The sequence below is a fragment of the Corallococcus carmarthensis genome (genome assembly GCF_003611695.1).
GTDB classification, from domain to species: Bacteria; Myxococcota; Myxococcia; order Myxococcales; family Myxococcaceae; genus Corallococcus; species Corallococcus carmarthensis.
Window position 1 is genome coordinate 28,773 of the sequence record NZ_RAWE01000035.1, and the last position, 13,004, is coordinate 41,776.

A 13,004-nucleotide genomic window follows, 5' to 3' on the forward strand; every position below is an offset into this window, starting at 1 on the left:
TCCTTGAAGGGCTCCGGCGATTGGCCACGGTGCGGGAGGCCCTGGCCGCCGATGCGTCGTCACACGCGTGGCGCGTGCGCGGCGAGCAGGCGACGGATGCAGAGGAACTGTTGTCCCTGGCGCGGCAGTCGGGCGCGGTGCTGGTGAACACCACGGCGCGGCTGGCCCGAGCGTTGACAGACCTCGCGGGAGCGAGTGAGGCCCTGGCACCCGTAGGTGCATGGGTCCTGGAGAACGCGTCGCCGGAGCTGGCGTCGGCGCTCCAGCGCACGGCGGGCGGCGACGTGCTGCTCGCGGGCGAGGCACGTGAAGGAGGCCTGTTGCCGCGTGCACCGGAGGAGAAGCTGCCTCCGGGACTGGACGTCTGGGTGCTGGATGCGGCGGGGGAACCCGTGCCCGCGGGCGTCGTCGGAGAACTGGCGCTGTCGGGTGCGGGGTTGCCTGTCGCGCTCTGGAAGGCGGCGGGTGAGGCGCCGGTGCGACTGGTGCCGCATCCGCGGAGTGCGTCCGCGAGCCTCTACCGCACGGGCCGTCCCGTGCGCCTGCGCGCGGATGGCCGTGTCGAGGCCGTGAACCTTCCTGCCTTCAAGCTGCCCGCATCGCGCGCGCCGGCCACGACCGCGCAGGCCCGTGCTCCAGGCGGCCCAACACCCACCGCCGTCGTGGCCTCGGGTGCCATCCAGGCGATCCCGCGAGCACCGCGCGACCGGCCGCTGCCCCTGTCCTTCGCGCAGCAGCGCCTCTGGTACCTCCAGGAGCTGGAACCGGAGAGCACCGCCTACAACAACGCGATCATCTTCCGGCTCACGGGCACGCTGGAGGCCACCGCGCTCCAGACGGCGCTCCATTCGCTCGTGGAACGCCATGAGGTCCTGCGCACCACCTACGCCCTGAGCAATGACGGTGCCGTGCAGGTCATCCATGCGACCGGCACCCTTCCCCTGGAGACGGAGGACATTTCCGGCGACACGGTGGAAGCGCGCGAAGCCGCCATGCTTCGCCGCTGCCAGGCGTACACCGCGACGCCTTTCCACCTGGACACCGGGCCCGTCGCCCGCGCGATGCTCTTGCGGCTGGCTCCCGACACGCACGTCCTCCACCTGCTGCTGCACCACGTCGTCTCCGACGCCTGGTGCGCGCTGGTCCTCAGTCGCGAGCTGCCGGTCCTCTACGCCTGCGCCAGCGCCGGTGTTCCTTCCGTCCTGCCGCCGCTGCCGGTGCAGTACGCGGACTACGCCGTGTGGCAGCGCTCGTGGCTGACCGGACCGGTGTTGGAGGAACAGGCCCGCTGGTGGAAGGACCTGCTCCAGGGCACACCGCCGCTGGAGCTGCCCACCGACCGGCCCCGCCCCGCCGCGCAGTCCTACGCGGGCGCCGCCCACGCCTTCCACCTGCCTCGCGAGCTGTCCGAACCCCTCCTCGCGTTGGGCCGCCGTGAAGGCGCCACGTCCTTCATGGTCCTGATGGCGCTGTTCCAGGTGCTGCTGGCCCGCACCTCGGGACAGGGCGACTTCGCGGTGGGCACGCCCATCGCAGGCAGGTCCCGCCCCGAGGTGGAAGGCCTGCTGGGCTGCTTCGTCAACACGCTCGCCTTCCGCGCGAAGCTCGGCGGGGCTCCGGGCTTCCGGGAGCTCGTCACTCGCGTGAAGCAGCAGGCCCTGGGCGGATACGCACGCCAGGACATGCCGTTCGAACAACTGGTGGACGTGCTGCAGGTGCCTCGAGACCTGAGCCGCACGCCGGTGTTCCAGGCCGTCCTCAACGTCATCAACGTGCCCGAGGCCCAGACGCCGGGAGGCGCCGGGCTCCAGATTGGCGGCGTGGACGTGCCGGTGACGACGTCCAAGTTCGACCTGACGCTGGAGGTCTGGGAACAGCGCGACGGCCTGCGCTGCCGCCTGGAGTACGCCACCGCCCTCTTCGATGCAGCGACCCTGGTCCGCATGGCGGAGCACCTGACCGTGCTGGCGAAGGCCGTCGTCGCCGCGCCGGATGCTCCGGTCGCGACGCTGTCGCTGCTCACGCTGGCCGCACGCGAACAGGTGCTGCGCGGCTGGAACGACACGCAGGTGGACTTCCCGTCCGGCGCCACGCTCCACCGCCTCTTCGAGGCCCAGGCTGAACGCACACCGGAGGCCATCGCGCTCCAGTTCGAGGACCAGCGCCTCACGTACGCGCAGCTCGAAGCCCGGGCCAACCAGCTCGCGCACCACCTGCGGGCGCGCGGCGTAGGCCCGGAGACCCTGGTGGGCGTTTGCATGGAGCGCTCCCTGGAGATGGTCGTCGCCCTCCTGGGCGTCCTGAAGTCCGGCGCGGCCTACGTGCCGCTGGATCCGGCCACGCCCGCGGAGCGGCTCGCCGGGATGCTGGAGGACACCGCCGCGCCCGTGCTCCTCATCCAGGAGCACTTCCGCGCCGCGTTGCCTTCGCCCGCCGCGCACGTCATCACGCAGGCTGCGCAGGAGGCCGTCCGCGTCGCTCTGCCTTCGCCCGCCGCGCACTTCATCGCAGGGGATGCAAAAGGGGCCGCCCTCGCCGCCCTGCCCCTCAGCACCGAGCACGTCATCGCGCTGGACACCGAATGGGAGACCATCGCGCGCGAACCCACCGTCCAGCCTCCGCCGCTGGCCGGTGACGACTCGCTCGCCTACGTCATCTTCACCTCCGGCAGCACGGGCCGTCCCAAGGGCGCGATGAACGCGCACGCGGGTGTCGTCAACCGCCTGCGCTGGATGCAGGCGCGCTACGGCCTGACGCCTTCGGACACGGTGTTGCAGAAGACGCCGTTCAGCTTCGACGTGTCCGTGTGGGAGTTCTTCTGGCCCCTGATGACGGGCGCGCGGCTGGTGCTCGCGCGGCCCGGCGGACACCAGGAGCCGGACTACCTGGTGGCGCTGATGGCCCGCGAAGGCGTGACGACCGCGCACTTCGTGCCGTCCATGTTGCGCGCCTTCGTCGAAGAGCCCGGCATGGAGTCCCTGACGCGGCTTCGTCAGGTGATGTGCAGCGGCGAAGCCCTGCCCGCGGACCTGGTGCTCCGTGCACAGGCGCGCATGCCGCACGCCACGCTGCACAACCTCTACGGCCCCACCGAGGCCGCCGTGGACGTCACATCCTGGGAGTGTCCGCGCGACGCGACACTGCGAGTCGTCCCCATCGGCAGGCCCGTGGCCAACACGCGCATGTACATCCTGGATGTCCACGGCCAGCCGGTGCCCATGGGCATCCCGGGGGAGTTGTTCATCGGTGGCGTACAGGTGGGCCGGGGCTACTGGAGACGCCCTGCCCTCACGGCCGAGCGCTTCATCCCCGACGCCTTCAGCGACACGCCCGGTGCCCGTCTGTACCGCACGGGGGACATCGCCCGGTGGCGCGCGGACGGCACGCTGGAGTACCTGGGCCGCGCCGACTTCCAGGTGAAGCTGCGCGGCTTCCGCATCGAACTGGGGGACATCGAAGCCGCGATCCAATCGTGGCCCGGAGTGCGCGACACCGTGGCTGTCGTGCGCCAGGACGTCACCGGAGGACCGCGCCTTGTCGCCTACGTCAGCGTCGACGGCGGGACGCTCGACACGGCGGGGCTGCGCGCGCTCCTGCACTCGCGGCTGCCCGAATACATGGTGCCCTCCGCCATCGTCCGCCTGGAGGCGCTGCCGCTCACCTCCAGCGGCAAGGTGGACCGCAAGGCCCTGCCCGCGCCGGACGCGCCCACCACGAGACGCGCGGAGCCCATCGCCCCGCGCGACGACACCGAGCGCGCACTGGCGGAGATCTTCGCGCAGGTGCTCGGCATCGCGAGCGTCGGCGTGCGCGATAGCTTCTTCGAGCTGGGTGGCCACTCGCTGCTCGCGACCCAGGTGGCCGCGCGAGTGCGGGCGCGCCTGGGCCGCGAGGTGCCGCTGCGCACGTTGTTCGAGGCCCCTACCGTGGAGGCACTCGCCCGGCGCATCGCTCCGTCCGGAGCCGTGGCCCCGGCTCCGCTTCCCCAGGAGACAACCAATCCCACCGGCCTCACACCGTTGACCCGTGGGGTGCGGCCCGCCGTGCTGCCGCTGTCGTTCGCGCAGCAGCGGCTGTGGTTCATCCACCAACTGGGCGTCGCGGACGCGGCGTACCACCTGCCGTTCTCGCTGCACCTGGAAGGCACGCTCGACCTCGGCGCGCTCCAGCGGAGTTTCGACCGGCTGCTGCGCCGGCATGAAGTGCTGCGCACCACGTTCCGCGAGTACGAAGGAGCCCCGGAGCAGGTCATCCACGCGCCTGGTCCGCTGCCCGTGCGCCAGGTGGACCTCGGCGGCATTCCAGACCTGGATCAGCGCCGCGCCGAGGCATCGAGGCTCGCCACCGAGGAAGCACGCGCGCCGTTCGACCTGGAGCAGGGGCCCCTCCTCCGGGCCCTGATGCTGAAGCTGTCGCCCACGGAGCACGTGCTGGTGCTGAACCTGCACCACATCATCTCCGACGGCTGGTCCACCGGCGTCCTGGTGCACGAGATGGGCGCGCTCTACGCCGCGCTCTCGCGCGACCTCCCCTCCCCACTGCCCGAGTTGCCCGTGCAGTACGCCGACCACGCGCTGTGGCAGCGGGGCTGGCTGCAGGGCGCGGTGCTGGACGCGCAGCTTGATTACTGGCGGCGTCAGCTGGAAGGCGCGCCGTCGCACCTGGAGCTGCCCACGGATCATCCGCGTCCGGCCCGGCAGACCTTCCAGGGTGCGCTGATGCCGTTCGCCCTTCCGCTGACTTCGAGCGAAGCCCTGGAGGCCCTGGCGAAGCGCGAAGGCGCCACGCCGTACATGGTGCTGCTGGCCGCGTTCCAGGTGCTGCTCGGCCGCTACGCCGGCCAGGACGACGTGCTGGTGGGCTCGCCCATCGCGGGCCGCCGCCACGCCGAGTCCGAGGCACTCATCGGCTACTTCGCGAACACCGTCGTCCTGCGCACGCGGCTGCGTGACGACGACACGTTCCTCTCGCTGCTGACGCGCGTGCGGGACACGACCCTGGGCGCCTACGAGCACCAGGACCTCCCGTTCGAGAAGCTCGTCGAGGAATTGCACCCCGCGCGCGACGCATCCCGCACACCGTTCTTCCAGGTCACCTTCACGCTGCAGAACGCGCCGCTGCCGCCGCTGGCCCTGCCCGGCCTGACGTTCCAACCGATGAACGCAGACCCGGGCGCCATCCGCTTCGACCTGGAGTTGCTGCTGCACCGCGCTCCCGAGGGCTTCACGGGAGGCCTCAACTTCAACACGGCCCTGTTCACGCCCGGCACGGTGGCCGGGATGGTCAGCCAGCTGAAGGTGCTGCTCGACGCCGCGATGGACGCGCCAGGGACCCGGCTGACGCGCCTGCCACTGCTCACCCCAGAGGAGCGGCAACAGGTGCTGGTCACCTGGAACAACACCGCGACGGACTATCCGTGTGACGCCTCCGTGCCCGTGCTGTTCGCGGAGCAGGCCGCGCGCACGCCGGACGCCATCGCCGTGAGGATGCCCGCGGGTCCGGGAACTTCCCTGTCCGCGGACGCGGCGCGTGAGCTCACGTACGCCGAACTGGATCGGCGCTCGAACCAGCTCGCGCACCACCTGCGCCGGTTGGGCGTGCGGCCCGGAGACCGCGTGGGGTTGTGCGTGGAGCGTTCACCCGAGCTGATCACTGGCATGCTCGGCATCCTCAAGGCGGGGGCTGCCTACGTGCCAGTGGAGGCAAAGGCCCCGGCGGATCGCACAGCCTGGGTGCTTCAGGAGGCGGGCGTCAGCGTGCTCGTCACGCAGGAGGCGTTGGCGGACGAACTGCCCGCGGTGGCCGGGCTCCTGGTCCTGCTGGACGCGGAGTGGGACCGGATCACGAAGCAGCCGGACACGGCGCTGGACGTGCGAGTGCCCGCGGAGGCGCTGGCCTACGTGATGTTCACGTCGGGCAGCACGGGCCGCCCCAAGGGCGTCAGCGTGCCCCACCGGGGCATCGTGCGCCTGGTCCGGGGCAATGGCTTCATCGCCTTCGGTCCGGAGCAGGTGTTCCTCCAGGCCGCGCCGGTCGCGTTCGACGCGTCCACACTTGAGCTCTGGGGCGCGCTGCTGCACGGCGCGAAGCTGGTGCTGGCACCGCCGCGTGCGCTGTCGCTGGCGGAGCTGGGCACGCTGCTTGTCGTGGAGGGCGTGACCACGCTGTGGCTCACCGCCGCGCTCTTCGAACAGATGGTCCTGCACGAAGGCGCTTCGCTCGCGAGCGTGCGGCAGGTACTGGCCGGCGGCGACGTGCTGCCCGTGCCTCGCGTGCGGGAACATCTGGCGCGGATGGCGCCGGACGCCGTGCTCGTCAACGGCTACGGCCCCACGGAGAACACCACCTTCTCCACCACGCATACGCTGCGCGCCAGGGACACCGTGGAGCGGTCGGTGCCCATTGGCAAGCCGCTGGCGAACTCCACCGCGTGGGTGCTGGACGCGCACCTCCAGCCCCTGCCGCCGGGACTCCCCGGTGAGCTGTACGTGGGCGGCGACGGCCTTGCATGGGGCTACCTCCAGCGGCCGGACCTCACCTCCCAGCGGTTCATCCCCCACCCCCACTCCGCCACGCCGGGTGCGCGCCTGTACCGCACGGGCGACCGGGCCCGCTGGCGCGATGACGGCACCTTGGAGTTCCTGGGCCGCACCGACTTCCAGCTCAAGCTGCGTGGATTCCGCATCGAGCCCGGTGAGGTGGAGGCCGTGCTGCGCCAATCCCCGGACGTGCGCGAGGCCGTCGTGCTCGCGCGCGAGGACGTGCCCGGTGAGAAGCGGCTCGTGGCCTACGTGGTCCTCGACGAGGACAGCGCCGGTACGGACCGCGTGAAGGCGCACGCGCAGCGGCAGCTCCCCGACTACATGGTGCCGTCCGCATGGGTGGCGCTGCCGTCCCTGCCCCTGACACCGAACGGCAAGGTCGACCGCAAGGCCCTGCCCGCGCCCGAAGCGTCCCGCGCCTCCGAGGCGACGCGCGAAGCGCCACGGAACGCGCTGGAAGCCCAGCTCGCGGCCATCTGGGCGGAGGTCCTGCACCTGGACGCAGTGGGCATCCACGACGACTTCTTCGACCTGGGAGGCCATTCGCTCCTGGCCACGCAGGTGGTGTCGCGCATCCGCGCCGTGCTGGGCGTGGAGCTGCCCCTGGGCGAACTCTTCAACGCGCCCACCGTGGCCGCGCTCGCGCAACACCTGGGCACCAGCCCGAACCACGACTCACAGGTGCCGCCCCTCACCCGTGCATCAAGGCCCCCGCTGCTGCCGTTGTCGTTCGCGCAGCAGCGGCTGTGGTTCATCGATCAGCTCGAACCGGGCAGCGCCCTCTACAACATGCCCGTCGCCTTGCGGCTCCTCGGCGCGTTGGACGAGGCCGCGTTGAAGGGAAGCCTCGACGCGCTGATGGCGCGGCACGAAGCCCTGCGCACCACCTTCCGCACGGAAGCGGGCCAGCCCGTGCAGCACATCCACGTCCAGGCCACCGTGCCGCTGGAGCGCGTGGACCTGACCGCCCTGGAGGACACCGAAGTCCGGCTGCGCGAAGCGGAACACCTGGCGACGGCGGAGTCCCAGCGGCCGTTCGACCTGGAGCGCGGTCCTGTCATCCGCGCCCTGTTGTTGAAGCTCGCGGCGCAGGAACACGTGCTGGTACTCCACCTGCACCACATCGTCTCCGACGGCTGGTCGTTGGGCGTGATGGTGCGCGAGCTCACCGCCCTCTACGCGGCCCTGCGCGAGGGCCGGCCGCCCGCGCTCCAGGAGCTGCCCGTGCAGTACGCGGACTTCGCCCTCTGGCAGCGCGGTTGGCTCCAGGGTGAAGCGCTGGAGGCACAGCTCGGGTGGTGGACGCAGCAGCTCGCCGGAGCCCCCCGAGCCCTGGAGCTGCCCACCGACAAGCCCCGTCCCGCCGTCTCCACCCAGCGCGGAGACACGGTGCCGGTGCACCTGTCCCTGGCATTGTCCGAGCGCGTGGAGTCCCTGGCGAAGCAGGAAGGCGCCACACCCTTCATGGTGCTGCTCGCGGCCTTCCAGACCGTGCTGCACCGCTACTCCGGTCAAGACGACGTGCTCGTCGGCACGCCCATCGCGAACCGCCGCCACGCGGAGACCGAAGGGCTGATCGGCTTCTTCGTCAACACGCTGGTGCTGCGCGGAAGCTTCGGCGGCCGGACGACGTTCCGGGAGCTGCTGGCCCAGGTGCGCACCACCACGCTGGGCGCGTATGAGCACCAGGACATCCCGTTCGAGCGGCTGGTGGAGTCCCTGCAATCGAAGCGCGACCTGGGACGCATGCCGCTGTTCCAGGTGATGTTCGCGCTCCAGAACGCGCCGGTGCCGGAGCTGATGCTGCCCGGCCTCACCGCGCGGCCCGCGGCCCTCGCGGAGCGCACCGTGTCCCAGTTCGACCTCAGCCTGGACCTGGACCGCCGTGAGGACGGCTTCCGGGGAACGCTCGAGTACGCCACGGACCTCTTCGAGCGTCCCACCATGGCGCGGCTGTTCACCCACCTGCGAGTGCTGCTGGAGGCGGTGCTCGCGCAACCCGACGCACCGCTGTCCGGCCTGTCCCTCATTCCGCTGGAGGAACGCCAGCGGCTCCTGGGCGGCCTGGCCGGAGGCGTGTCGTCCTTCGACGGCGACGGCACGCTGCATGGCCGCTTCGAGGCGCAGGTGGCGCGCACCCCGGACGCCGACGCGGTGGTGTTCGGGGAGACGACGCTGTCCTTCCAGCAGCTCAACGCACGGGCCAACCAGCTCGCCTGGCATCTGAAATCGCTGGGCGTGGGCCCGGAGGTCCCGGTGGGCCTGTGCCTGGAGCGCTCGGCGGAGACCGTCATCGCGCTGCTCGCGGTGAACAAGGCCGGGGGCGCCTTCGTGCCCCTGGACCCGTCCGCGCCCGCCGCGCGCAAGTCGCTGCTCCTCAAAGATTGTGGCGCGTCCGTGCTGGTGACGACGCGGGCGCTGCAAGAAGCGTGGCGCCCGGACGTGCCCCACCTGGTGCGGCTGGACGCAGAACCTGTCCGACTGTCGGACCCGTTTTCGGACAACCCGCTGGCGCCGGTGGCTGCCGAACCTGTCCGACTGTCGGACAGGTTTTCGGACAACCCGCCGCCGGCGGCGGGCGCCGGGAACCTCGCCTACGTCATCTACACCTCCGGCTCCACCGGCACGCCCAAGGGCGTGATGGTGCGCCACCGGTCACTGCTGCACCTGCGTCACTCGCTCTCGCGGACCGTGTACGCGGGACAGCCGCCGGGGCTCCGCGTTGGCGTCAACGCGCCGCTGTTCTTCGACGCGTCCATGGATCAGATCATCTGGATCATGGACGGCCACTGCCTGTGCCCCGTTCCGGCGGACATCCGGCTGGAGCCGGAGCGGATGCTGGAGTGGCTGGAGCGGACGCGGGTGGACACGATGGACATCACGCCCGCGCAGCTGAAGCTCCTGCTGGACGCGGGGCTGCTGGAGCGCCCGCGCCTGCCATCGCTGCTGCTGGTGGGCGGCGAGGCGCTGGACGAGGTGCTCTGGCGGCGGCTCGCCGCGACCCGGCGCACGCGGGCCTTCAACACCTACGGCCCCACCGAGTGCACCGTGGATGTCACCCAGTGGGACCTCCAGGGGACGCCGCACGCACAGCCCGTCATCGGAAGGCCGCTGGACAACCTGCGCGCGTACGTGCTCGACGAGCGTCAGGAGCTGGTGCCCTTCGGCCTGCCGGGAGAGCTGTGCTTCGCCGGTGAGGGCGTCGCGCGGGGGTACCTGGGCCGTCCTCATCTGACGGCGGAGCGCTTCATGCCGGATCCGTTCGGAACGGAGCCCGGCGCACGCCTGTACCGCACGGGCGACAAGGCCCGTTGGCGCGAGGACGGTACGCTCGACTTCATGGGCCGCCTGGACTTCCAGGTGAAGCTGCGCGGCCACCGCATCGAGCTGGGCGAAATCGAGTCCACGCTGCGCGCACACCCGGGCATCCGGGACGCGGTGGCCCTGGTGCGCGAGGACCTTCCGGGTGACGCACGCCTCGTGGCCTACGTCACGCCGGAAGTGGACCTGGCCCCGCTGCGTGAGCACCTGCGCCGGCACCTGCCGGACTCCATGGTGCCGGCCGCCCTCCTCGCCCTGCCCGTCCTGCCCCTGACGCCGAACGGCAAGCTGGACCGCAAGGCGCTGCCCGCGCCGGACGCATCGCGGCTCCCCGCACGGATCTCCGAACCGCCAGCTACGCCCACCGAGGCGCGCCTCGCCGCCATCTGGGAGGAACTGCTGCGCGTGCCCGGCGTGGGCCGTCACGACAACTTCTTCGAGCTGGGCGGGCACTCGCTCCTGGCCACGCAGGTGGTGGCCCGCGTGCGCGCGCGCTTCGGCGTGGAGCTGCGCGTCCGGGCCCTCTTCGAAACGCCCACCGTGGCGGAGCTCGCACAGCGGCTGCCGGACGCCGCGCCCACGCTGCCGCCGTTGACGCGGACGGAGGGAGACGGACTCGCCCCCCTGTCCTTCGCGCAGCAGCGGCTGTGGTTCATTGATCAGCTGGAGCCGGGCAGCCCCCTCTACAACATGCCCTTCGCGCTGCGGCTGTCCGGAGCGCTGGACGCGTCCGCCCTCCAGCGGGCCTTCGACGCGCTGGTGCAGCGGCACGAAACCCTGCGCACGACGTTCGAGGCCCACGACGGAACGCCCCGCCAGCGCATCCACCCGGCCCCCACGGGAACGCTGCGCACGGAGGACCTGGAACCCCTGCCCGCGCAGGAGCGCGAGGCCGAGGTCTGGCGTCGGGTGGACGCGGATGCGCTGCGTCCCTTCGACCTGGGCACGGGTCCCCTGACTCGCTTCACCCTGCTGCGCCTGGACGCACAGGAGCACGTGCTCCTCCTGTGCACGCACCACACCATCTCCGACGGCTGGTCCTTCGGAGTGCTCGTGCGCGAGCTGGTGGCGCTCTACGAAGCGTTCCGCCAGGGACAACCGGCGCCGCTGCCGGAGCTGCCCGTGCAGTACGCGGACTTCTCCCGGTGGCAGGCCGCGTGGATGGACGGCCAGGTGCTGGAGGGACAGCTCGACTGGTGGCGACGGGAGCTTGAAGGGGCACCGCACGCGCTGGCGCTGCCCACCGACCGGCCCCGCCCGCCTCTCCGCTCGGCACAAGGGGCGCTGCTGCCCGTGCGGCTGACACCCGCCTTGAGTGACGCGGTGGAGGCGCTGGCGAAGCGCGAGGGCGCCACGCCCTTCATGGTGCTCATGGCCGCGTTCCAGCTGCTGCTGTCGCGGTACGCCGGACAGGACGACGTGCTGGTGGGCACGCCCATCGCGAACCGGCGTCACGCGGAGACCGAAGGCCTCATCGGCTTCTTCGTCAACACGCTGGTCCTCCGGGCCCGCTTCACCGCGGACACGTCATTCCGGAAGGTCCTCGCGCAGGCGCGGGCCACCACGCTCGGCGCGTACGAACACCAGGACCTCCCCTTCGAGCGGCTGGTGGAAGCGCTCCAGCCCGAGCGCGACCTGGGCCGCACGCCGCTCTTCCAGGCCCTCTTCGCGCTGCACAACACGCCAGAGCCGGAGGCCATCCTTCCCGGCCTGACGCTGAAGGCGGTGGAGGTCGCTCCCACGACGGCGAAGTTCGATCTGGACCTGGCCCTCACCCGGCTGTCGGACGGATTCCAGGGCGCGCTCACGTACAGCACGGACCTCTTCGACGCCGCCACGGTCCAACGGCTGATGGAGCGCTGGAGCACGCTGCTGGAAACGGTCCTCGCCGCGCCCGACGCGCTCCTGGACCGGAGGCCGCTGCTGACGGACGAGGAGCTGCGCCGGATGTACGTCCCGGAGACACCGGGGACCCGTCATGCCGAGTCCCTCGATGTCGCCCCGCGCGACGACCTGGAGCGCGAGTTGGTGGCGCTCTGGGAGGAGCTGCTGGACGTCCGGCCCATCGGTGTGACGCGGTCGTTCTTCGATCTGGGCGGGCACTCCCTGCTCGCCGTGAAGCTGATGGCGCGCATCCGGGAGCACTTCCACCGCGAGCTGCCCCTGGCCTCCCTCTTCCAGGCGCCCACGGTGGAGACCCTGGCCCGACTGCTCGGGCAGGCGCCCACGGTCTTCTCCCCGCTCGTGCCCATCCAGCGCGAGGGCACGCGGCGGCCTTTCTTCTGCGTCCACCCGGTGGGTGGCAACGTGCTCGCGTACGCCGCGCTGGCGAAGCAGCTGGGGCCGGAGCAGCCCTTCTATGGGCTCCAGTCGCAGGGGCTCGATGGAAGCCGGCCGCCGCTCGATTCGGTGGAGGCGATGGCGGCGCTCTACGTGGCCGCCGTGCGCACCGTGCAGCCCCACGGCCCCTACCGGCTGGGCGGCTGGTCCATGGGAGGCGTGGTCGCCTTCGAGATGGCCCGCCAGCTCCAGGCCCGGGGAGAGGCCGTGGAGCTCGTGGCCCTCATCGACCCCAGCCCGGCGACGGAGGGCCGGGTGCCGCTCGACGTGGACGACACGCGCCAGGTGGCCGCGCTGTTCGAACTGGATCAGGGCCAGCTCGCGTCACCGGAGGCGGAGGCCGCGCCAGGGCGCACGCTCCTGCGCGTCTTCACCCACAACCTGCGGGCGCTGAAGCACCACCGTGTCGGGAGGCTCACCGGCCGCGTCCTCCTGCTCCAGGCGGGCGCCGACCCGACGCACGGCGACGACGGCTGGAGCGCGCACGTCCACGGCGAGCTGACGCGCGAAGTGCTCCCCGGCACCCACTACACGTTGCTGCGCGCACCCCACGTCCAGCGGCTCGCGGAGCGGTTGACGGAGGCGCTCCAGCGCACGGCGGGGGGCACGTCCCGGTAGGCCCGCGACCCGCACCGGCGCCGTGCCACCCGCACGGCGCCGGGGGTGCGCCCACCGCGATGTGCGTGGCGGGCCCTGAGGGGGCATGACAGGCCGCCTCCTGGGAGGAGCCAGCGCGCGTGCCAGGACTGGCACGTTCGCGGCGCGGCCACTTCATCCCAGGGGCCCGGCGCGTACGTAACG

1 protein-coding gene (only partly in view) is annotated in these 13,004 nt (G+C 71.7%); it reads left to right on the top strand.

Annotated features, from left to right (window positions below):
- A protein-coding gene (locus tag D7X32_RS12695; RefSeq protein WP_120602795.1) for a non-ribosomal peptide synthase/polyketide synthase crosses the window boundary here: on the top strand, nt 1–12,821 show its 3' portion. 19,453 nt of this gene lie to the left of the window's left edge; the window shows 12,821 of its 32,274 coding nt (coding positions 19,454–32,274); its start codon lies beyond the left edge, outside the window; its stop codon occupies nt 12,819–12,821.
- Nucleotides 12,822–13,004: the final 183 nt, after the last annotated feature.